Origin of the sequence: Clostridium sp. C2-6-12 (assembly GCF_009928485.1) — a bacterium.
Lineage (GTDB): Bacteria > Bacillota > Clostridia > Clostridiales > Clostridiaceae > Clostridium.
This window is the reverse complement of the sequence record NZ_JAABNP010000007.1, coordinates 168,136-192,920: the sequence shown is the minus strand read 5'-3', so window position 1 is coordinate 192,920 and position 24,785 is coordinate 168,136. Positions and strand designations below refer to the sequence as shown.

Here is a 24,785-nt window from a genome sequence, read left to right as displayed (position 1 = left end):
TATTATGTTTTTAGCGAAATTATTATATCACAAAGGAATGGCTTATTTATTTTTTACAGATTCTATTTATTCAACAACCTATATTACATAAAAAATAATAAAAAAATACCCATTGACCTTGACCTTGACCTTAGGATAACCCCTATAATGTAATTGAGGGAGGGAAGTTCATGGAAAAGGAGAAAGTATTTTATACGGCAGGAATATTTGCAAAAAAAGCTGGAATAACCTTAAAGACTATTCATCATTATCATAAGGAAGGTCTTTTGTGTCCAAGTAGTTATAATGAGGCTGGTTATAGACTTTATAGTGACGAAGATTTTCAAAAACTTCAAAAGATATTGACTCTAAAGTTCATAGGTTTTTCTCTAGAAGAAATTAAGGAACTTATAAAATCAGATTATCTTAAGAATAATGTTAGAGAATCTTTAAATATGCAAATGGACATAATCGATGAAAAGATTAATCATCTTGTTTTAGTGAAGAAGGCTATAAATGAAGCAGAACTTATGATGGATAATGAAAGTAGTCTTGATTGGACTAAATTTACCAACATAATAAAAATAATAAATACAGAAAAGATATGGTTAAATCAATACAAAAATTCAGCTAATTTATCTGCACGAATAAGTCTTCACGATTTATTCAGTACAAATAAATATGGTTGGCATAAATGGTTTTATGATCAATTGGACCTTTGTGAGGATATGACAGTTTTAGAGCTTGGCTGTGGCAATGGAAGTTTATGGATTAGAAATGTGGATAGAATTCCAAAGAATTGCAAAATAACATTAACAGATATATCTGAAGGGATGCTTGAAGATGCAAGGCAGAATTTAGGAGACTACTCAAAAAAATTAAACTTTAATCGTGTGGATGCTCAAAATATACCTTATGAGGACAATAGCTTTGATGTTGTCATTGCAGATCATATTTTTTATCACATATCTGACAAACAAAAAGCACTTTCAGAAATTAAAAGAGTTTTGAAACCTAAAGGATACTTGTATTTAGCTACTATTGGAAAGAATCATCTCATTGAACTGAGAGAACTACTCAAAGAGTTTAAATCAAATATAGTTATAGCACAATCAGATTTTGCAGAGGACTTTGGACTTGAAAATGGAGCAACTCAAATTTCCAACTATTTTGATACAATTGAGTTATTAAGGTATGAAGATTCACTTATAGTGTCTGAAATTGAACCTATTATTAATTATTTATATTCTACAACAGGGAATTCAAAGGAAATATTAGTAGGTGAAAATCTAAAGAATTTTGAAAGCTTTGTTGAGAGTAAGATGAAAGCAACAGGAGATATTTTTATTACAAAGGATACAGGAGTGTTTAAAGCACATTCAAAAAAATAATAAGTAAGTATTACCAAAGTTAGAGATATTAATAAATTTAATGTGCGTAAGTTCTAATTCAAATTATATATTTCAAGAAAAAATAATTTGAAGAAATTCTATGAGAATTTCAACATTAATTGTTAATTATCAATTGTATATTTTCAATTGAATTATATATGTCAATAAATATGGAAAGGATGATTATGATGAAAGTATTAGTTACAGGTGGGGCAGGTTATATAGGCAGTACAGTATGTTCTGCACTCGAGGATAATGGACATACTCCAATAATTCTAGACTCTCTTGTTCGAGGTAGAGAAGAATTTACTAAAGGTAAAATATTCTATAAAGGTGATATTGCTGATAGGAGTTTACTAGAAAAAATATTTGCAGAAAATCCAGAAATTCAGTTTACCATTCACTTAGCTGCATTGGTTGTAGTACCAGAGTCAGTTGAAAAACCATATGAATATTATAATGAGAATGTTACAAAATCTATAGAGTTATTTAAAAATTTAAGTGATTTAGGCTGTAAAAATATAGTATTTAGTTCTTCTGCTTCAATATATGATGATGTTGAAGGTTTTATGGTATCAGAAAATTCACCTTTGAATCCTAGAAGTCCATATGCTCGTACAAAGTATATGATGGAAATGATTTTAGAAGATTTTTGTGAAGCTTATGGAATGAGAGGAATATCCTTAAGGTATTTCAATTTAATAGGAGCTGATCCAAAGCTTAGGTCTGGTGCTCACATAAAAAATCCAAGCCATGTACTTGGAAAGTTACTTAATTCAGCTTCTGAAGAAGGAAAGGTTTTTAAAATAACTGGTACAAATTGGTCAACAAGGGATGGATCAGCAATAAGAGACTATATTCATGTGTGGGATCTTGCTATAGCTCATGTTAAAGCTATTGAAAATTTTGATAGAGCCTTCAATTTATATGAAGGTCAAAAAGCTTCGTATATGGTAATTAATCTAGGAACTGGTGCTGGAGTCACTGTTAAAGAACTTGTTGCTTCTTTTGAAAAAGTAATTGGAAAACAAATTAATAAAGAAGATGATAACCCAAGATTAGGAGATGTGCCAGGCGCTTTTGCTAATGTTTCTAGGGCTAAGGAGCTTATTGAGTGGGAGGCGGGTTACTCTATTGAGGAGGGTATCCGAGATGCTCTAAAATGGGATGAAATAAGAGAAAATGTAATCAGCTTTTAGAAAATAATCTAATATTTATAAGAGTAAAACAGTAAAAAAATCCGTAACTATAGTAAATGGTTTAATGTACCTACAGTAGTTCCTATTGTGTTATATAATGCAATAGAAAATGGAATGCACCAAGATATTTTAAAGATATAGTAAAAAAAGAAAACTCTATAACAATGATTTTTTATAAGTATTGTTATAGAGTTTTTACCAATTAATATATTAAATTATTACTCTTCAATTGGGAACCAACCAGGTGTATTTACAATTGCATTCCAAAGAGGAACTGGTACAGATAAAGCTTCTCTATCATTTTTATTTAACTTAGTACGGATTTCAGAAGTTTTACCAAGTTGAATTTTACTAGTCCAATCAGGTTCAATAATTATTTCTCTACCAAGTGCAATAAAATCAACACCAGTTTCTAAGGCCTTAATAGCATCATCAGGTGTATTAATAGCTCCAACTCCTATTAATGGAACTCTACCATTAATTTTGTCTAATAGTTTATTAATAACAGGAGTAGTTTCACTTGCATCGCGTATTGAACTTTGCCAAAAATTCATTAGCGAAACATGCAAATAACTTAATCCTTGATCAGCTAATATATCTACCAAAGAAAGAGTATCTTCTAATGTTATTCCTGGATTTTCAAGTTCTTCTGGTGAAAAACGGTAACCAATTATGAAGTTTTCAGCATCTTTTTCTTTTGCTGTTTTTTTAACTTCTGCTATGACAGCTAATGGGAAATTTCTTCTCTTATCTCTGTCTCCACCCCAAAAATCTTCTCTTTTGTTTGAGTGAGGTGAAATGAATTGTTGTAATAAGTATGTGTTAGCACCATGAATTTCTACACCATCGAAACCAGCTTCTATTGCGAGTTTTGTTGTTTCGCCAAAAGCTTTTATTGTATCTTGAATCTCAGTTTCTGTCATTTCTTTTGGTGTAACTGCACCAGGTCTTTCAGCAGCTACAGCGCTCGCACTAATAGGTTGACCTCCAGGTATTTCATCAGGAAGTGCCATTCTTCCAGCATGAAAGATCTGTAGAATTGCTAATGCACCTTCACTTTTTATAGCTTCTGATAATTTCTTTAAACTAGGTAAAAAGCTGTCATTATAGGCAGCGAATTCTCCTTTGAAGCCTTTGCCAGAAGGGGTTACATATGTTGTTGCTGTAATTACCATACCAACTTCCTTAGCTCTTTTTTTGTAATAACTTAATTCAGCATCAGAAACTGTTCCATCTTCATTTGCTGAAAAAGTAGTCATTGGAGCCATAACTATAGGATTTTTTAAAGTAATTTTTGAATTTAAATTTTTAGTTTCAATTAAGTTTTTTAATTCCATTTTAATCTCTCCCTTTTCAAAATAAATTTTATTTATGGATATGTATATAAGTTGTGATTATATTGTATATATCAATTTAAGAAATTCAGAAAGAAAAGTGAATGTACAAATGTTGCATTTAGATACGTGAACTTTATCCTTAGAATTTTAACAAGTGATTGACAATATAATATTAATAATTGGAACTTATATAGATTATTTTTAGTTATTAGATATAAAATTAATTTCTAGACAGTATAATTTGTCTAAATTTAATTTTATACAACTAGTATGTTTATAAAAAATATTAATACAATTAACTTTTAATTTATTCTACTATATTTTATTTTGATTGTAAATAATAATTATTATTTATTAAGATTTATTTGATTTTTTGCATTATTAAGAAAAGTTTGTTTATTATATCAAAAGATAAAAAGAGTTAAGTAGAGTGCATTGCACTTTTGTGTATTATTTTAAAAAATTATATTCTGTTTTAATGAAGAAATAAGTGGATAGAACTTCAAATTTACTATTAGAGTAAAAAATCAATTCTTATGAGAAGATTCAACTTAAAAAAGTAATTGAATAATATATAGAGCATAGATAACAATAATTAAAGGAGTATATTAATGAAAGTAATAATTATAGGTGGAGGATGGGCAGGATGCGCGGCCGCATTGGAAGCAGCAAAGCTGGGAGCCCAAGTTGAACTGTATGAAAGGACCGACTTATTACTTGGAGTAGGAAATGTTGGTGGCATAATGAGAAATAACGGAAGATTTACTGCAGCAGAAGAATTAATAAATCTTGGTGCTGGAGATTTTATTAAAATTATGGATTCTATAGCTATTCATAAGAATATAGATTTTCCAGGACATAAACATGCTTGGCTATGTGATGTAGGAAGAGCCGAACCAATTGTTAGAAGACATTTGCTTAAGTCAGGAGTAAAGATATTTTTTAAGAGCAGGATCATAGATGTAGAAAAGGAAAAAAATAAAATAAAATCAGTTATATTATCTAATAAAGAGATTATAACAGGGGATGTATTCATAGAAACTACAGGTTCTACAGGATCAATGCCTAACTGCGTAAAGTATGGCAACGGATGTGTGATGTGTACATTAAGATGTCCTAGTTTTGGTGCGAGAGTAAGTATAAGTGAAAAAGCAGGTGTAAATGACTTGATGGGAGAAAGAACAAATGGCATGAAAGGCGCAATGAGTGGTTCTTGTGAGTTTTCCAAAGAGTCGTTATCAAGAGATATAGTCAATGTTTTAGAAAAAGATGGAGTAATGGTTATTCCAATGCCAAAGGAAGATATACATTTAGAGAAATTAGAGCAAAAGGTATGCCAGCAATATGCAACCTTAGAATTTGGAGAAAATATTATATTATTAGATACTGGACGTATAAAGCTTATGACTTCTCATTATCCAATAGATAAATTAAGAAAAATTAAAGGTTTAGAAGATGTAGTATATTTAGATCCTTTAGCAGGTGGGAATGGAAACTCAATTAGATATTTATCAGCAGCGCCTAGAAGCAATTCAATGCATGTAGATGGAATAGATAATTTATTTTGTGGTGGTGAAAAATCTGGATTTTTTGTAGGACATACCGAAGCTATGACGACTGGAACTTTAGCAGGATATAATGCAGTACAATATTTAAAAAAGAGACCTTTGTTAGAATTATCAAGAAAGCTGGTTACAGGAGATATAATTGCATATGCAAATGATAAGGTTAAAGAAGGGAAGCTTAGTGAAAGATACACATTTTCTGGTGCAGAATACTTTGATAGAATGAAGACTTTAGGATTGTATACTACTGATAAAGATAAAATAAAGTCAAGAGTAGAAAATTTAAATCTTACAAATATTTTTTCCTAAAATAAAGCTGAGGTTTTCTTGAATTTAGAAAGCCTCAGCCTAATTTGCGTATTAGAATTTCATATAGGCGATGGAACAGAAGATATGACTGCATGCCAAGATACTATATACTATAGTAATAAGTATGATTATAATAAGTTATATAAAATAAATGGATATGGGACTGGAAAAGCGAAATTATTTAAATAAAAATAAAGACAGGAGTGAACGCTTATGAATATAGTGGATAAATCGGTTCAGGTAGTTACTAAGACTGACTCAGCAGGCATTGTAAAACCTCTATGTTTCTTCATTACAAATGATGATGAAAGTATAGAATCAATTAATGTTGAAAGATTAGTTAGAAGAGATAAGGAAAAAATAGGTGGAGATGACACCTATACTTTTACATGTGAAATTATAAAGGATAATATGAAAATGCTTTGTGACCTAAGGTTAAATTTAAGCACAAATGAATGGATCCTTTATAGGATGTAATTAAAATTATAGCAGCAGAACAAATTGATATATAGAAAATATCAGCTTTTATAAGAATAGAAACTAGTTACAAAATTATAATTAGGTAGCTAGTTTCTTTAATTATATAAAAAAGCATTACTATCAAGATATGCTATATTAGTGCATACAATTTGATTACAGCATACTTTTTCAAAAGCATACCATATTTATATATTTTATTATATTATACAATACTCAAAATATTTTGGATTGTTGCCTCAAAAAATTAGAAAAGTATGCTCTAAATTTACTACAGATAGCATACAAATAAAAATTAATACTTTTTTAAAACTTAATTTTTTCTGTTAAATTGTTGAAAAATAATTCTTGGATTTTCCATATCATGATATACTAAGAATAATTAAGGTAATAAGTAAAAAAACTGTGAACATGGAAAAAAGGGGGAGAGTAATGAGTATAACTGAAATATCAGTAAAAAGACCAGCGGCCATGTGGATGGCGGTTATTTTATTCATTGGACTTGGAATTATGGGGTATAAAAACATGGGGGCAGATTTAATGCCATCTATGAACATTCCTGTCATATCAATAATGACAACTTATAATGGTGCAAGTGCAGAGGATGTCAAAAAGGATATTTTAAAACCAATTGAAGATGCAGTTTCAGGAATAAGTGGTGTTGATGTTTTAAATTCATCTTCAGGAGAGGGTTATGGTACTGTTACAATAACCTTTAAAATGAGTGCAAATATAAATACTGCATATTTAGATGTTCAAAAAGCTGTTGAACTTGCTTCAGCTAGGCTGCCCAAAGCTGCAGATAAGCCTATTTTATATAAAATGGATATGAGTGCTATACCTATTATGATAGTTTCAATAAATGGTGATGCCAGTTATGAGGAACTTTTCAATCAATCTGATATTTTAAAACAAAGGTTAGAAAAAATACCTGGAGTAGGTAATATTTCATTGATGGGTGCTGATAAGAAGCAGCTCATGATAAAAATTGATAAAGCCACTATGGAGTATTATGGAGTTAACATTGATGCCTTAATGGGAACCTTGCAAGCATCAAACGTTAATATTCCTGCTGGAGATATTAAACAAGACAACTTAGATCAATCTGTTAGAATTATTGGTCAGTTCAATTCCATTGATGCTGTAAGAAATCTGTTGATACCAGCAGGTAATGGTGTAAATATACGCCTTGGTGATATTGCAAAAATTAATTTAGAAGTTCCAGATGCTACTGTATTAACAAGGTATGGTGGTAATAAGACTATTGCAATGATGCTTGGTAAACAAAGTGATTCAAATGTAGTAGAAGTAGCTGATTCTGTGAAAAAAGAATTAGAAGATATTAAAAAGGCTCTTCCAAAGGGAACAGAAGTAAATATTTTAATGGATACTACTACTTTTATTAATTCTTCACTTACTCAAATAAAACATAATCTTTTTGAAGGAATTATAACTACTGCACTTGTGCTTTATTTGTTCTTCCGTAGTTTTCGTTCTTCTTTAGTTGTTTTAATAGCTATTCCAACATCTTTGGTTGCTACATTTTTTATGATGTATCAGATGCATTTTACCTTGAACATGCTGTCTTTAATGGGCTTATCCCTTGTTGTAGGTACTCTGGTTGATGATTCTATAGTTGTTATAGAAAATATTCAGCGGCATATGGATATGGGGAAAAATCCAATACAAGCAGCTATTGAAGGACGTAAAGAAGTTGGAATGGCTGCAATAGCTATAACTTTATGTGATATTGTTGTATTTGCTCCTGTATCACTTGTGTCAGGTTTAGTTGGACAGATGTTTAGAGAATTTGGACTTACAATTGTTGCAGCTACAATGTTTTCTCTGATTGTATCTTTTACAATTACACCTATGCTTTCTTCAAGGTTATTGAAAAATGAAAACAATGAAGATAACATAGATAAAAAAGAAAAAGACAATTTTTTGAGCAGAATAAATTCTAATTTCAGTAAAATAAGTTCTAAATTTATTAAGAAAAGTTCTAATAAAGAAGGGTCTTTTGATAAGCTTGTTGAAAACTATAGAAAAACTTTAATATGGTCTTTAGATAACAGGAAAAAAGTTTTAGCTATAGTTACTGCAGGTATTGTGGTTAGTGTAATGCTTATTCCAATGGGATTAATTAAGTCAGAGTTTATTCCTATGGCAGATCAGAGTTCTTTTACAATTAATTTGAAGCTTGCCCCAGGATCTACTTTAAAACAAACAGATGAGAAGGTTTCTGAGGTGGAGAAATATTTGCAGGGAACAAAAGAAGTAAAAGATTATTTTTCCCTCATTGGACATGATGGACAAGAAAGCGCAGATAAAGCTGTTGCTCAAATTTATGTTAATTTAGTGCCTAAGGGTGAACGTAAAATAAGTCAAAGCGATATTGCTAAAGAGGTTCGTGCTTTTGGTAAAAATATGTCTGGAGTAGATTTGAATGTATCGGAGTCCTCTTCTTCTGGTGGTAGTGGTAAGCCTGTATCAATTAAAATAAAAGGTAATGATTCAGATACTATAAGAGATTTATCACAGGAAGTTGAAAAGTTATTAAAAACAGTTGAAGGAGTCACTGATATAAGTAATTCTACAAGTTCAAGAAGCAGCGAACTTAGGGTAAATATAGATAATCTTGCGGTTACCCAGTACAATGTTTCTACTGCAAATGTTGGAAGTGTTGTTAGAATGGCATTGGCAGGAACTAATGTGGGAGTTTATAGATCAAAAAATGAGGAAAATGATATAACTCTAAAGTTTGAAAATGGACAAATAAATAGTGCTGAAGATCTTAAATCCTTGAAAATTACAAATTCACAAGGACAACAAATTCCACTTAGCCAAGTAGCATCTATTCAAAAAATAGATGGAGCACCTTCTATATCAAGAGAAGATAAGCAGGATATGGTTACTGTTGAAGCCAATATTCAAGGAAGAGTTCTTGGAGAAGTTACAAGTGATATTGATGCTAAACTAAAAGCTCTTTCTGTTCCTAGTGGACATAGTATAAGTTTTGGAGGAAATCAAAAACAAATGATAGAAAGTTTTTCTTCTCTTGGACTTGCTTTATTAGCATCTCTAGCTCTTGTTTATATGATTTTAGTAGTGCTTTATGAATCCTTCTTAACTCCATTTATAAGAATGATGGCGCTGCCTTGTGCTATAATAGGAGCCTTTGGTTTACTAGCATTAACTGGTCAAACTTTAAACTTAATGTCCATGATTGGTTTGATTATGTTAGAAGGACTTGCCTCTAAAAATGGTACATTACTTATAGATTATACAAATACTCTTATGAAGAGAGGAATGAATTTAAGAGATGCTCTTATAGAATCTGGTGCTACTAGATTAAGACCAATCATAATGACAAGTGCAACCATGATTGTTTCCATGTTACCAGTAGCATTATCCATGGGTGAAGGTACTGAAATGAAAAAGAGTATGGCTATAGTAATCATTGGGGGAATGGTTGCATCAACAATTCTTTCGCCAATTGTATTACCAGTTATTTATACATTAATGGCGGATTTGAAGAAAAGAATGTCTTTTAAAAACAAGAAAAATCATGTGGTAGAAGGGGGGAGCACCTATGAAGTTTAAGGAATTAATGAAAAAGAAAAAGTTTTTAATAGTAGTGGGAGTTATAGCAGTTGTTGTGGTTATAATTATTTCTAGCTTTGCTAGACAGAAACCTGTGGAAGTAGTCAAAGAAATTAAAAATGTAAAAACACAAAAAATAACAACAGGAACAATTTCAACAAGGGTAGAATATGCAAGTAACTTAAAACCTGCAAAAGAAGTAATGGTTTTGCCGAAAACAGGAGGAAGAGTTGCAACTGTAGATGTTAAGGTTGGGGATAAAGTTAGTGTAGGGCAAACCTTATTTATCTTGGACACTACAGATTATGCACCACAACTTGAGCAAGCACAAGCTGGAGTGAAAGCAGCTAGTGCCAACTTAGAAAGAACCAGCGACTCAGGGTTTGTTCAACAATTATTGCAAGCAGAACAGTTAGTAGGAAAGTTACAAATTCAATATAATACTGTTAAAGACAATTATGACAAAACACAAACTTTATATTCAGCAGATGCAGTATCTAAAAAGGAGTTTGATGATGTAAAAGCTCAATATGATGCTATAACTATTGACTTAAAAAATGCACAGGATAGCTTGGAACTACTAAAAAGCAAAGCAGGACCTCAAGCTACAAAGGCAGCAGCAGCAGCCTTAGAACAAGCGCAAGCAGGAGTGAGTGCAGTTCAAGTACAGATAAATAATGCAAACATTACAGCGCCAATAGCAGGGGTTGTATCAGAAAAAGCTGTAGAAGTAGGACAACTTGCTGGAGGACAATCAGGTTATGTGACCGTTATAGATTATAGCAGTTTAGATGCAGAAATAAATGTTCCTGATAAAATGCTTTCAAAAATTCAAGTAGGCCTATCTGTGCCAGTTACTATAAATTCATCACCAGATGAAAAAATGGTTGGGGTAATAGAAAGTATAAGTCCAAATACAAGCTCTAAAAACAACTTCTATGTTGTGAAGGTTAAAATTGATAATTCCAAGGAGGATGTAAAAGCAGGTATGTTTGCTAAAATATCCTTACCAGCTGAAAATAAGGATAACATTTTAATGGTTCCAAATGAAACGATTAAAATGGAAAATGGTGTGAATTATCTTTATACAGTTGATAATGGTGAGGTTAAAAAAATATCCGTTGAAACTGGAATTTCAAATGAGAAATTTACAGAAGTAACAGGAAAAGTTGAAGAAGGCTTGGATGTCATTACTGAAGGACAAAATTTATTGAGCGATGGAGAAAAAGTAAATTTGGTATAATATAAAAAGTAAGGGGTCTGACCCTTGTATAAATTTACCAAAGTGGGGATCTATAATTGAATTTAGTAGCTGAGACTTTCTTAATACTTAGAAGGTCTCAGCTATAATTTATTTTATAAAGTATATGTTATAATAATGTCAGGAAAAATCTAAATAGGCTGGTAATAATGTACCTATTATAAAGGTATAAAAAATAAATTAATAGTAAAGTAGGGAAGATAAATGAATAATATTGTATTTCTTAATTCAAGTAAAATAAATTTTGATAACAAACTTGATTTTTCATTATTAGATGAATTAGGTAAAGTTACTAAATATGAAGATAGCAGTAATGATAATATTTTGAACAGAGTTAAGGATCAAGAAATTGTAATTGCAAAAGAGATGATAATAGGGAGAGACTTAATTGAGAAATTTCCTCCTAGTGTTAAATTAATTTGTGAAGCTGGTACTGGTTATAATAATATTGATATTGAAGCTGCAAAAGAAAGAAATATAGCCGTATGTAATGTGCCAGGTTATAGCAGTGAAGCTGTAGCTCAGTTAGTTATCACATTTATATTGAACTTAACTTCATCATTAGCAGAGCAACAAAGGATGATCGAAAATAAAAATTATGATAACTTCACAAAGTATCTTCAAGTACCTCACTTTGAAATTCAAAACAAAACTCTTGGAGTTATTGGTGCAGGTACTATTGGTAAGCAGGTAATGAAAGTTGCTAAAGCTTTAGGAATGAACATACTTGTATATAGCAGAACTCCAAAGGATTTAGGTGATACAACCATTAAATTCGTTAGTTTTGAAGAACTTCTTAAGGAGAGCGATTTTGTTACTTTACATTGTCCTTTAACTAAGGATACAAAGTACTTAATAAATAAGTCTACATTGGAACTTATGAAACCACAAGCTTGCATTATAAATACTTCAAGAGGTGCAATTATAAATGAACTGGATTTAATTGAAGCTCTTAAAAATAATAAAATTGCTGGAGCAGCTCTTGATGTTCAGGAACAAGAACCACCAGAATTGAATAATCCGCTATTTAATATGAAGAATGTTATTCTTACTCCTCATATAGGCTGGAGATGCCTTGAATCAAGACAAAGACTTTTAAATTTATTGGCTGATAACATTGAAGGATTTATAAATGGAAGTCCTATTAATATTGTTCATTAGCATTATAGTAGTATTTTCTAAAAATTGTATTAACAGAAGAATAGAATATTTTTCTTAGATTTTAAACAGACTGTCTATTTTTCAAAAGATAGATAGTCTATTTCTATTTTTTATAACTTAGAATTGAAAAAATTATTTTAGCAAGATTCTAAATGTAACTGGAGGATTTTATAGATAAAGAAAATCTTTATAATCATTGAAATTTTTGAAATATCCTTAAACAATATACAAGTAAAAAAAGTTATGATAAAATTAAATTAGAAGATAATTATTATTAATTGATAACCTTTCACATTATTTACAGGTGAATTAATAGAATATTTCAATATAATAAAGTTTAAGGAGGTAAAGGAAATGAAAAATAAAATACTTAAAATAAATAAACTAACTTCCCAATGGAATACAAGTGATCCTTTCATATTTTGCGCACATCATAAGGATGCTTATCCAAAAGGCAATGATGAGCTTGGACCAAATGCTTCTCTAGCAGGTAGGAATATTGGGAGCGATTTTCAGGGAAGAGATGGTTGGAATATGTACCACGGTGATACTATTCCAGGATTTCCACAGCATCCACATAGAGGGTTTGAAACAGTCACAATAGTGTTAGAGGGATATGTCGATCATGCTGATTCAGCAGGTGCTACAGGAAGATATGGTCCTGGAGATGTACAGTGGCTTACTGCGGGTAAAGGCTGTAATCATACAGAAATGTTTCCGTTAATTAATAAAGATAAAAATAATCCATTAGAATTATTTCAAATTTGGATGAACTTACCTAAGAAAGACAAGTTTGTTGATCCTAATTATAAAATGCTTTGGTCAGAAGATATACCAGTTATAGAATCTAAAAATGATTTAGGTAAAACAAGTACTGTAAGGCTAATTGCAGGCTCGTATAATGGTACTAAAAGCTTGGATTCTTCACCTAATTCATGGGCGAGGAATAAGGACAACAATGTAGGAATATGGCTTATTAGAATGGAACCTGAGGTTAGTATAGAGCTTCCTAAAGTATCTTCTACATTAAACAGAACTGTTTATTTCTATGAAGGAGATAAAATAAATATTGATGAAACAAGTGTTGAGGTCTATCATAGTGTAAAACTTGCAGGAGATGAAATAATAGAAATAAAAAATGGTCAAAAGGAAAGCTATCTTCTTCTTTTAGAGGGAGAACCAATTGGCGAACCTGTTGTAAGTTATGGACCTTTTGTAATGAATTCTGAACAAGAAATCAGAGATGCATTTGCTGATTATAGGAGTACTGGCTTTGGAGGATGGCCATGGGATCGTGATGATTTCGTCCATCCAAGAGAAAAAGGAAGATTTGCACAGTATCCAGATGGTAAAACAGAATATAAATAATATATAAATAAGAGTTAATAACTTACTAAATGTATAGTTATTAGCTCTTGTAATTTATTTAAAGAATGAATTTATAGGAGTTTATGTTAAATTAAACTCCTATTTTTTACATGTTGAATATGCTAATATTGTATGTAAATCCTTTGACTTCAACTATTTTAAGGAAATAATATGATATAATTAATTTAGGATTTCTTACAGATTATGAGGTTAAATCAAGATAATATTTTTAAATCTTAGGAAGCTAAATTGTCAAAGGGGAAAGACATATGTATGACAAATTTGTTGAATATTTAAAATCCTATAAAAAGAAAACAATTAAATTAAGTGATTTGGAAAAGTTGCCAGATGGAAGTATGGACTATGAAAATTTTGTGGCAAGCATAAAGAAGCTGGTTTATGAGGAGATATTAATCGAGAAAGGCAGTAAAATCAATGGTTTAGCGTTAAATTATTGTATTAATCATTATAATCTTAAAAAAAATAAAATAGATGAAATAAATAATTATATTTTAAAACTAGTTAAAGAAATCGATTTGGGAGAGTATTTTAAATTATCAGAAGAAATATTTCATAAGGAGCTTCCATTAGTACAAGCAGTTAATGATTACCTTGTGAATAATGGCTTTCCTGAGAGCTATGTTACATCTCAAGAAAGATCTTTTAATATTTTAGGTGATGAAAAGTGGATAGATGAAAAGAATGGCAAAAGGTTATTAGAAAGGATAAAAGTATGGGATAAACTTAAAATTGTAAATGATTCAGATCCATTAATGCTGGCTGTAAATCAAAAAGGGTTTGAGAAGCCAGTGCATTATCATCTTATTGTTGAAAATAAAGCAACTTTTTTGGCACTTATGGACATTTTGAGAGAAACTGATTATACTACGCTTATTTATGGTTGTGGCTGGAAGATAGTTTCTAACTATTACATGATAGATAAACAGCTTAATTTGAAAGACAAAAATGAATTCATGTATTTTGGCGATATAGATAAAGAAGGTATTTCCATATGGAATTCGTTAAATGAAAAAATGAAGATAAATATAGCTGTTGACTTCTATAGAGAGCTGCTTAAAAAAGATTATAGTATAGGAAAGAAAAATCAAAAGAGAAACGAGGAAGCTATAAATAATTTTTCGAAGTTTTTTACAGAAGCAGAAAAAGAAGTTTTGCTGAACATGATAAATAATGGTGGTTATTTACCACAAGAAGGTTTAAATAAAGAAGATTTAAAAAGGATATGGAGTGGAATGTGTGAAGATTAATGTAAATAATGTAGTTGAAAATTATCATGAGAGAATACAAAGATTAGCATTATTTGACCCATTATATGCACTTAATGAAAAAAAGCTAAAAGATAGAAGTGATAATAAGGTTGACTACTTTAGTTTTGGATTATTAACTCTGCTGTTTTTCTTTGAAAATATGCTTATTAGAAATAGAAAAGTTGGGGTTAAGGATGTGGCAGAGTACTTACAAATAGTTAATGAAGAACAATTTGATTTGGAAAATGAGGATTTTTTAAAGATAGCTAGGACTATTATAGAAACCTTTAGACCACCAAATGGGAAAAGGAATTTTAAGACTTTTTATAACTATGAGACAAGAAAAGAAGATATTGTACAATATTCTATTTTGAAAGCGGATAAAGCTGATTTAGAAACAAATACTCAATATTACACCTTAGATGAGCAAGGCTTAGAGTTAATATTTGCAACTAAGGAGTATTTTAATGAATTTCAATTATCAATTAATCAGCTTATATTAAGAAAACAGCTTGAAAAAGGTGAATTTATAGGAGCACTTAGGCAAATTGATGAGATGAATCTAGATGTTAAAAATCTTTATGATAGGATTTTTAGAATAAAGCATGAAGTTAATAGAAATATAGTTTCAAGTGAAACATTTGAAAGATATAAGAATATAATAGGTGACATTAATGATAGATTAACTCATGAGAATGAAGAATTTGAAGAGTTAAGAACCTTTGTAAAAGACACTAAAGAAAAAATTGCTAATGAAATGAATAAGGCTGAAGATAAAAAAGCCTTTGAGTTAATAATAAAAATAGATAAGGAATTAGATGAAGTACATTATGAACATAGAAAGCTATTAAAAGAGAGTATTTTACTTAAAACTTCAGCTCTTCAAGCAGCTCAAGAATCTTTATATTACATAGGAATAAATTCTTTTAACTTTAATCAGGAAATTGTAAGCAGAATTTTTTCATCGCCACTTCCTTTAAATAGTACTAGAAGATTAATAGAACCGTTTTTATATTTGGGAAGTGAAACTACGTGGTCACCAATATCCGTATTTTCAAAGCAGAGAATTGAGAATACTGAAAAAGAGGAAAAGAGTGATGAATTTTTAAATGTTCTAAGCAAGGAAAAAATAAAAGAGGAAATAGAAATACAAAGCGGTAAATATAAAAGCGTTGCTGAAGTAATATTAAAAGCTTTAGATTATAAAGAAGTAAATAGAATTACAATAGAAGAGTTGATTGAATTTGTAAAAGCGAGTAATGATGAAGAAATAATAAATGAGCGTTCTTTTTATGATTTTTGGATTATTCTTCATCAAAAGTCACCAATAACTATGAAAATAGAAGATAATGAAGAAGAAGAGCTTATGGGAAAAGCTTATGATATATTTTCAGCAAAAGGATACAGGCTGTATGTTGAAGAATTAAGTGATGTTTTAAAAGTTACAAAAAGGTTCACAATAAAAAATATGGTTTTAAAGTTGGAGGATAAAGATGATAACTTATAGCAATGAGCAAGTGATTCAAGCATTTAAAATATATTCTATATTGGCTAAAAATGGTTATGGTGAAAAGGATGAATTACGTCAATACATATCTGATGACATGATTAGGGGATTGGTGGATCAGTTTTCTAAAGAAGTGGATTGTACAATTTTTCTAACAGGAGAGTTTATATATCTTGTTCCAATTTCTAAAGATTCCATATTCCATGTATCTAATGAAGCTATTAAGAAAGATTACCTGCCTTCAAAATCAGTTAACCTAGACATTTATCTTATGTATGTTTCAATAATAGTATTGTTTGGGGAATTTTATGATAGTTATCAAACAATAGAGTCTACAAGAGATTTTATTAATATTTCAGATTGGCTAGAAAGTTTAAATGATAGAATTTCAAGTTTGAAGGAACATAATGGAGATAAATTAAAAGAATTAGATAGAGAATATGATTATAATTGGTCTTTAATTATAGAGAAATGGCTTGATATGGATGAGATAAAAGAAACCGTAAAGGTACAAAATGCAAGAACTATAAGTAGAAAGAGCTTTTTGAATAGTGTAAAGAACTTTTTAGAATCTCAGGAGCTCATTAGAGATATTGGAAATGAAGAATTGGAACTTACAGAAAAAGCAAAAACAATAATTCAAAGATACTATATGGAATATGATTATAATAGAGGGATACTTGATTTTATGTACAATCTTGATAAGAAGGAGAGTGAGTAAAATGCCAGCTATATCAAAGATAAGGTTCACTAATGTAGTATATGAAAATGGACAAAAAAGATATAATGATGATATTTTTCAGTTTGATGGAGAAAATGCAGCTATTCTTTTAGAAAATGGCGGAGGTAAGACTGTATTCATCCAAACAGCAATTCAAGCAATATTACCAAACCAAGAGCTAGCAGATAGAAAAATAAAAAATACTTTAATGCTTGAAAATAATACTGCACATATTGCAATAGAATGGATTATAAATGAAAGGCCTAGAAGATATGCATTAACAGCAGTAACTTTGTTCATGAATAAAGGTTTAGTGGATTCTTTAAAATATGTTTATGAATACGAGGAAGATGATGATGAAACAATAGAAAAACTTCCTTTCAAAGTAAAAAATGCAACTGGGAATTTTAGACCTGCTAATAAAGATGAAATGGAAGACTATTATTCTAATATGAATAAAAATAGAATTAATGCAAAAGTCTTTAAAGTAAAACGTGAATATAATAAATACATAGAAGATAAGTTTAAAATTATTCCAAAGGAATGGGAAAGAATTGCAGATATAAATGGCGCAGAAGGTGGAGTTGAAAGCTTTTTTGATGCTTGTAAGACAATGGGGCAATTAGTTGATAATCTTTTGATTCCAACGGTTGAAGAAGCTTTAGCAGGAGGTGGAACAAAGGAATTTGCTGAAACCTTTGAAAAACAAAGAGAGCATTTTAAAGAATACAATCAACTAAAGGCTAGAATTGATGAAAGTAGACAAGTTGAAAATCAAGTTGGAACGTATATAAATTACTATAAAGAGTATGATGGGATTAATACTAAAGTAATAGAAACAAAGGAAGAGCTAAAAGCATTATACGAATTAGCTAAAAAAGAGCAAAAGCTAAATGATGAAAAGCTTTCTAAAATAATTAATGAAATACATACTGTCAATGCTCAGGAGAAAAGCTTAAAACAAAAGGAAGCTTCTTATAGCTTAGCCGTTTTAGAAAAAGATATGAACAATAAAGAAGTTGTTTATAAAATAAAAGAAGATGAGTATAATAAAATATTAAACAGAAAATTAGAAAAGGATAAAAGATATTCTAATTTAAATGTTTTGAAGTTTAAGAATGAGATTAAGGAGGAAGAAGAATTAGCCCAGCTTAATAAGGTTCAAATAGACGATTTAGATAAAGATGAAGAAGTAGCTGACATTAAAGATGAATTAATAGTAAATGCAAGTGAAATAAGAGGTTACTACTTAGAAGAGGAAGATAAACTAAGCAAAGAAATCCAAGTTATAGAAAGTCAAATAAATAATGAAAGCCTTGAAATAGGTGAAAGAGAAGAAGAGTTACAAGAAAACTTAAAGGAAGAAAAAGATTTAGAAAAGAATAAAAGTAGTTTAGAAGGCCAAAGTAAAACTTTAGAAGACGATATGGATAGGATTAAAAAAGAAATCTTATTTGATAAAATACAAGAAAATGTTGAAGATAAGGTTAGTGAATGGAAAAATAGTTTATCAGAATTAGAGAAAAAAATCTTTGATAATGAAAAGAAAAAAAGTGAATTAAATAATGAAGAAATTCAAGTGAAAAGCTTATTAGATAATTCGCGTGAAGAATATGATAGTCTTAAAACACAAAGTATAGAATTAACTTCAAAACTAAATAAGATAAGAACTGAAGAAGAGGTTTTAGTTAGAAGATTGAAAGAGTTTAAAAATAGTTTTTATGGTGTAGAAGCACTGCATTCTAAAGAAGTAAGCATAATCGATCAATTAGAGAATTTTCTTGAAAGGGCTAGAGAAAATAAAGAAAAAGCTATACTTGAAGAGCGAATTTCCTATAGATGGCTTGATGATTATAAAGAAAGTGAATATTACACTGCAGATGCGGCTCTAGAAAAATGGCTTATTTCTTGGAGAAATCAATTTGATTATATTGAAAGTGGAACTATTTATATCCAAAGAGCTGCCCAAAATAGTAATTTATCAGAAATAGTTTATTTAGATAAATTTCCATATTGGGCTATAACCTTAGTAGTTTCTGAGAAAGAAAAAGAAAAATTAAATGAAAAGCTAAACAAAATCTTAGATAAATTAATAAATCCAGTAATAGTTTTAGATGAAAAAGAAGCCAGAGACATACTTGTTGGTGATAAAGCTTTTAATAGAGATAATATTGTTGTGCCGGCTCCATGGAAGGATAATATTACACAGAATTTTTTTGAAACCTACAGAAAAGAAATAAATGAAAAGGCTGAACAAGCTAAAAAACAAAGAGTAGAAAAAGAAAAGGAATATATAATTGCGGATGCTTTATTAAAAGATTTAAAAAATTTCTATGAGGTAAATTCATATGAAGAATTTACCAATGCGAGAAAGCTTCTTGAGGAAGTGGATTTAAATAAAAATTCAGTTGGTAAAGCTATAAAGCAATTTGAAAAAAGACTAGAGGATATAGCTATAGAGCTTAGGAAAATTGATGCAGAACTTTTAAATTGCAGAGAAGGAAGAGCAGATATAGAAAAGAAGCTTGATAAAGCTAATGAATATTTTATTAAGAATAATAAGAATAAAAAACTTATTATAGATATAAAAAAACTAAAAAGTGAAATTGAAATTTTAAGTATTCAAATAAAAAAAATTCAAAGTGATATTAAATATAAAAACGAAATTAAACAAGAACTGATAAATGAATTAAGTACAGTAAAAAATAGCAGAGAGAATGTTAAATTAAATGATTTTTATAATGAGGTTAAAGAAGCAATGCCTCAAAGTTCAAGTAAGACCATAGGAGCTTTAATTGATATTAGAAAAACTTTAAAGGATAAATTAGAAAATAAGCAGAAAAGCAGAAAGAGTTTAGAAGATGAGTTTAACGAAAGACAAAAAAGAGTAACATCATTATATAAGGATTTGGAAAACTTTAAAAAAGGTCTTGAAATTGAAATAGATGAAGAATTTATAGGCATAGTGAATAATGATGAAATAAGTAAGCTCTTGGACGAAATTAATGACTTAAAGAAACTCATAAGTTTAGAAAAACAAGAATATGAGCAGCTAAGTAAGAACTATGAAAAGAGTAGAACTATATATGAAACTAAAAAAGAGGATTATGAAAAAAATTATGAAAATCTAATAATATTTAATGAAGCCTTAGAAGAGGTGGAAGAACTTTTAAATAATGAAAAAAAAGTTTTGGAAGAAAAGAGTCAAAAGCTTCAGGTAGAAGAAAAAAGAGTAAATGAAGAAAAAATGGAATTAGATGAGGTTACAAAAAAATTAGAACTATGTAATGCAGGATATCCTTTTTTAAATGAAGCTATTAAAGAAATTGAATTAAAGGAAGAAGTAAAAAATAATTTCTCATATAAGAAAAAAGAGATAGTAGATAAAATTTCTAAGCACATAGCAAAAGTACAAAAACAGTTAGAGGTAAAATTTGAAGAAACTAAGGAGCAAAGGGAAAAGTTTTTAAATTTCTGTGAAAATAAAATATTAGATGTCAAATTAAAGAAAATGGCAGTTGATGGTGTGAATTATAGAAAAAGCTATAAAGATATTATTGAATGGCAGAATATAATGAGTGAACGTATAAATAGAACAATAGAATTGCTAGAAAATGATATGCGTGAACACGATGAAGAAATGAAGCAGTTTATAAATCACCTGCACTCATATTTAGTAATTATGGCTCAAGAACTAAAAACAATTCCTAAGAAAACTAAGATTAAAATTGAAGATAATTGGAAAGAAATTTATTTGTTTAATGTGCCCGATTGGAATGAGAAAGATGGAAAATTAGAGCTTTATAATCATATAAACTGGATTCTAAAAAAACTTGAAGGTGAAGAATACCGAGATGAGAATGGAGTTGAAAATCAAGAAAAAGTTAAGAAGTCTATTGAAAAATGGCTTCAATCAAAGCAGTTGCTTCCTATTGTAATGAATCATAAGAAGATTACTGTAAAGTGCAGAAAAGTAACTAATGATGGTAAAATGAGCAGTATGCCATTTTCATGGGAAGAATCTAATTCATGGTCTGGAGGAGAGAAATGGAGTAAAAACATGGCTTTATTCTTAGGAATACTTAACTATGTTGCTGAAAAAAGAAAACAAATAATTCCATTAAAGAGTCATTATAGAACAGTTATTGTTGATAATCCATTTGGTAAAGCCTCAAGTGATCATGTACTTGATCCAGTATTTTTCATTGCAGAGCAGTTGGGATTTCAAATTATAGCTTTAACAGCGCATGCAGAAGGAAAGTTTATAAGGACATATTTTCCTATTGTATATAGCTGTAAGCTTAGAAGTAGTGAAAATGGAAACAGTCAAATTCTAACAAATGAAAGAGAAATTAAAAAAGCTTTCCTAAAGGATGCAGATTCAGAAAAATTAGAAAGGCTTGGCCAAGTTAATCAAATGACCATGTTTTAATTAACAGGGGTCAGACCCCTGTTTAAATTTACCATGTACAAGTTAGGATAAATTGTTGTTATATGAAATATAGACTATAGTTTATGCGAAACTCACGTATTTAAATTTAAGGAGTATTTAAAAAGATACTCCTTAACCTTTAAATATAAATCATGTTTTAGAGGAGGTGAGCTTGTGATTTTAAGTGTAAGCAGAAGAACAGATATACCTGCATTCTATAGCAAATGGTTTTTTAATAGACTTGAAGAAGGTTTTTTCTTAGTGAAAAATCCTATGAATCCACATCAAATAAGCAGGGTAGATATAAATCCAAGTGTCATTGATTGCATTGTGTTTTGGACTAAAAATCCAAAACCTATGTTAAACCAATTAGAACTCTTAAAAGGCTATAATTATTACTTCCAATTTACCCTTACCCCTTATGATAAATCCTTAGAACCCAATGTTCCAAGGAAAAAACACATTATTGACACCTTCATTGAATTATCTGAAAGGATAGGTAAGGAAAAAGTAGTATGGAGGTATGATCCTATAATATTAACTGATATTTATACTAAAGAATATCATTATAAGTGGTTTGAATATCTTGCACAAAAATTATGTAATTGCACAGATAAATGTGTTATTAGTTTCCTGGATTTATATAAAAAGACTGAGCTGAATATGAAAGAAATAAAAGTAACATCATTACTTAAAAGTGATATGGAAGAAATGGCAGATAGACTTTCTAAAATAGCATTTAAATACAATTTGATTTTAGAGTCTTGTTCAGAGGAAATACCATTAGATAAATTCGGAATTAATCATGGTAAATGCATAGATGATAAATTAATCTCTAAGCTTTTAGGCTGTAATATTAATGCTCAGAAAGATCCAAATCAGAGAGAGGTTTGTGGTTGCGTAAAAAGCATAGATATGGGTGCATATAATAGCTGCAAGCACAACTGCTTATATTGCTATGCCAATTTTAGCAAAGAAACTGTTGAAAAACAAATTCTAGAACATGATGTTAACTCGTCTTTGCTTATTGGCAATTTAACTGGGAATGAAAAAATTACGGATAGAGAAATAAACTCCTTTATAGTAAAAGAAGAGCAAATCAAACTGGAAATGCCTTAGTTAAGGCAGATAAGCTACTAGAAGTAGCAAAGGAACAGTCAGATTTTGCAGAAAAGGTTATTAAAGTTAATGTAGAACTTTCAGATGCTTACGACTTGAAATTTGGAGATACACGTTGTAGTTGTGGTCTCTGCTATAACCATAATAACTTAATTCACAATTACACAGAAATAATATCTAGCTAAGAAATATCTTTATTACTTGAATGAGTTTTCATAGTCGCCATTGTGGTGGTATTCCACTTTTATGAGCTGAGGTTCTCTAAATTTAGAAAGCCTCAGCTTTAATTTTATTTTACAATATTAACAGTTCCTTCTTTTCTTGGAGCAGCCTTTGGAGCTTCTTTACTATTAAAGCCTAAAGTTGCTGTGCCAGATACTTCATAATCTTCAGGAATGCCTAATTCTGTAAGTATGCTTCTAACCTTAGGATCATCTCCTGTGATTGCTAGTATATGAATCCAGCATGAGCCAATATCAAGCGAATGGGCAGCTAAGAAAATATTTTCAAGTGCAGCTGCGCAATCTGATACTTTTGTAAGTGAGTTTTTGTCATAAGCTGTGATTATTATAGTTGGTGCATTATAGAAGGGATTGAAATTAATATTGCTTCCCATCTTTTTTAATTGCTCAACTGGAGAATTTTGTAGAGCTTCTTTTATAGCAGAAATCAGCTTTTCAATTTTTTCTTTATTTTGCACTGCTGTAAAATGCCAGTCTTGTTTTCCCATTCCACTTGGAGCAAATTTTGCAGCTTCAAGGATTGTGTTTAAATCTTCATCAGAAATTTGATCTTCCTTATAAGTTCTTACACTTCTTCTTGTTAAAATATTTTGGATTATTTCGTTCATAATTTTTCTCCCTTCAATTTAAAGAAATTTAATGTTGGCTAAGTATTTAACTGAAGCTATAGACAATATCTTTATTTTGACAAACATATAAATAAATTTTATAATTTGCTTATGAAATATTAAATATAATTCATAAATCAATATAATAATATCAATAAAATTCAATTGAGTCCAATTAAATTTTTTCATTTAATCCATAACTTTTAGTTATGAGTTTGTATATTGACTTATTGATTTTTATTAAATATTTACTGACAAAATATTAAGGGGGCATATAATGAACTGGCAGCAGTTGGAGTATTTTAAAACAATAGCGGAAACTGAGAATTTTACTGAGGCAGCTAAATTACTTTCGGTAACACAGCCAGCCCTAAGCAAGGCCATTTCTAGATTAGAAGAAGAGCTTGATGTGCCTTTATTTGAAAAAAATGGACGTAGTATAAGATTGACTAGATATGGCAGTATATTTCTCAAACGCGCAGAAACGGCTATAAAGGAAATTAATGAAGGGATTCAGGAACTGAAGGATATGGTAAATCCATCTACAGGGACAATTTCAATTTCATCACTTTATACTATAGGAACAAATTTTATACCAACGATTATAAGTGACTTTTTAAATAAATGTCCAAATGTAAAATTTGAATATTGCATGGAATCAACCATAAATATTTTAAATGGCTTAGTGAATGGAACGTTTGATTTAGGATTCTATGATGAATTGCAAGAAAGTGAAAAGTACAAAGAAATAGAATCAATTCCAATAAAAAAAGAGGAACTAGTTATAATTGTTCCTAAAAATCATCATCTTGCCCACAAATCAGAAATATTATTAATGGACTTAAAGAACGAAAATTTTGTGTTCTTTTCAGAAAGGATAAAAAGTAAAGTATGTTCTGTCTTTCAAAGTTTTGGTTTTACTCCAAAGGTGATAATGAAACCTAGTGAAAGTACAATGGTAGTTACAGGGTTTGTAAGTGCAGGGTTAGGTATTTCAGTTGTTCCCAATACTCCTAATTTAAAAACAGATGAAGTATCCATACTAAAAATAAAAGAACAGCAATGTTACAGGACGATCCATATGGGATGGAGAAAAAATGGAAATATGCCTTCTTCTACCCAAATGTTTAAAGACTTTGTGATTGAAGCCACCTCCAACTCTAGCTTAGAGCTTTAATTAAATTTCAAAAGTAAAGAGACTAGTTACAAAATTATAATTAAGTAACTAGTCGCTTCAA

The 24,785-nt window shown here is 29.8% G+C and carries 17 protein-coding genes; 15 read left to right on the top strand and 2 right to left on the bottom strand.

Annotation, left to right across the window (positions count from 1 at the left end; genetic code table 11):
• Positions 1-170: 170 nt before the first annotated feature.
• Positions 171-1,370 carry a methyltransferase domain-containing protein gene (locus GXK56_RS08255; protein WP_160686987.1) on the top strand — a complete coding sequence of 400 codons (1,200 nt, stop codon included), beginning with the start codon at positions 171-173 and terminating at the stop codon, positions 1,368-1,370.
• 185 nt (positions 1,371-1,555) lie between these two features.
• Positions 1,556-2,569 carry a UDP-glucose 4-epimerase GalE gene (gene galE, locus GXK56_RS08250; protein ID WP_243156055.1) on the top strand — a complete coding sequence of 338 codons (1,014 nt, stop codon included), beginning with the start codon at positions 1,556-1,558 and terminating at the stop codon, positions 2,567-2,569.
• 218 nt (positions 2,570-2,787) lie between these two features.
• On the opposite strand, the gene GXK56_RS08245 is transcribed toward galE, so the two are convergent.
• The gene (locus GXK56_RS08245; protein WP_160686986.1) at positions 2,788-3,906 is read right to left on the bottom strand and encodes an NADH-dependent flavin oxidoreductase; all 1,119 of its coding nucleotides are present in this window, start codon (positions 3,904-3,906) and stop codon (positions 2,788-2,790) included.
• Between the two features lie 611 nt (positions 3,907-4,517).
• Here GXK56_RS08245 and GXK56_RS08240 point away from each other — a divergent pair.
• From GXK56_RS08240 to GXK56_RS08185, 12 genes are all read left to right on the top strand, one after another.
• Positions 4,518-5,780, top strand: coding sequence for an FAD-dependent oxidoreductase (locus tag GXK56_RS08240; protein ID WP_160686985.1), 1,263 nt, complete (start codon positions 4,518-4,520; stop codon positions 5,778-5,780).
• A gap of 18 nt (positions 5,781-5,798) precedes the next feature.
• Complete coding sequence (locus tag GXK56_RS08235) at positions 5,799-5,969, top strand: hypothetical protein (RefSeq protein WP_160686984.1); 171 nt, start codon at positions 5,799-5,801, stop codon at positions 5,967-5,969.
• A 24-nt stretch (positions 5,970-5,993) separates the two neighbouring features.
• The gene (locus GXK56_RS08230) at positions 5,994-6,257 is read left to right on the top strand and encodes a hypothetical protein (protein ID WP_160686983.1); all 264 of its coding nucleotides are present in this window, start codon (positions 5,994-5,996) and stop codon (positions 6,255-6,257) included.
• A gap of 432 nt (positions 6,258-6,689) precedes the next feature.
• Entirely contained in the window at positions 6,690-9,860 is a 3,171-nt protein-coding gene (locus GXK56_RS08225) for an efflux RND transporter permease subunit (protein WP_160686982.1), read from the top strand.
• Positions 9,850-11,103, top strand: a complete 1,254-nt coding sequence (locus GXK56_RS08220; protein WP_160686981.1) for an efflux RND transporter periplasmic adaptor subunit — start codon at positions 9,850-9,852, stop codon at positions 11,101-11,103. The genes GXK56_RS08225 and GXK56_RS08220 overlap by 11 nt, the downstream gene beginning before the upstream one ends.
• A 222-nt stretch (positions 11,104-11,325) precedes the next feature.
• Positions 11,326-12,282, top strand: coding sequence for an NAD(P)-dependent oxidoreductase (locus GXK56_RS08215; RefSeq protein WP_160686980.1), 957 nt, complete (start codon positions 11,326-11,328; stop codon positions 12,280-12,282).
• 354 nt (positions 12,283-12,636) lie between these two features.
• Positions 12,637-13,650: a pirin family protein gene (locus tag GXK56_RS08210; protein WP_160686979.1), complete on the top strand. Its 1,014-nt coding sequence runs from the start codon at positions 12,637-12,639 to the stop codon at positions 13,648-13,650.
• A gap of 269 nt (positions 13,651-13,919) precedes the next feature.
• The gene (locus GXK56_RS08205) at positions 13,920-14,918 is read left to right on the top strand and encodes a Wadjet anti-phage system protein JetD domain-containing protein (protein ID WP_160686978.1); all 999 of its coding nucleotides are present in this window, start codon (positions 13,920-13,922) and stop codon (positions 14,916-14,918) included.
• Positions 14,908-16,425 (top strand): replicative DNA helicase, encoded by a 1,518-nt coding sequence (locus GXK56_RS08200; protein WP_160686977.1) that lies wholly within the window; start codon positions 14,908-14,910, stop codon positions 16,423-16,425. The genes GXK56_RS08205 and GXK56_RS08200 overlap by 11 nt, the downstream gene beginning before the upstream one ends.
• On the top strand, positions 16,412-17,146 hold the full coding sequence (locus GXK56_RS08195) for a DUF6063 family protein (protein ID WP_160686976.1): 735 nt from the start codon (positions 16,412-16,414) through the stop codon (positions 17,144-17,146). Before GXK56_RS08200 ends, GXK56_RS08195 begins: the two co-directional genes overlap by 14 nt.
• A gap of 1 nt (position 17,147) precedes the next feature.
• Positions 17,148-21,578 carry a hypothetical protein gene (locus tag GXK56_RS08190; RefSeq protein WP_160686975.1) on the top strand — a complete coding sequence of 1,477 codons (4,431 nt, stop codon included), beginning with the start codon at positions 17,148-17,150 and terminating at the stop codon, positions 21,576-21,578.
• 174 nt (positions 21,579-21,752) lie between these two features.
• Positions 21,753-22,697: a DUF1848 domain-containing protein gene (locus tag GXK56_RS08185; protein ID WP_160686974.1), complete on the top strand. Its 945-nt coding sequence runs from the start codon at positions 21,753-21,755 to the stop codon at positions 22,695-22,697.
• 289 nt (positions 22,698-22,986) lie between these two features.
• On the opposite strand, the gene GXK56_RS08180 is transcribed toward GXK56_RS08185, so the two are convergent.
• Positions 22,987-23,547, bottom strand: coding sequence for a nitroreductase (locus GXK56_RS08180; RefSeq protein ID WP_160686973.1), 561 nt, complete (start codon positions 23,545-23,547; stop codon positions 22,987-22,989).
• Positions 23,548-23,824: 277 nt separating this feature from the next.
• Between GXK56_RS08180 and GXK56_RS08175 the strand changes: the two genes are divergently transcribed.
• Positions 23,825-24,724 carry a LysR family transcriptional regulator gene (locus GXK56_RS08175; protein WP_160686972.1) on the top strand — a complete coding sequence of 300 codons (900 nt, stop codon included), beginning with the start codon at positions 23,825-23,827 and terminating at the stop codon, positions 24,722-24,724.
• The last annotated feature ends 61 nt before the right edge of the window (positions 24,725-24,785 follow it).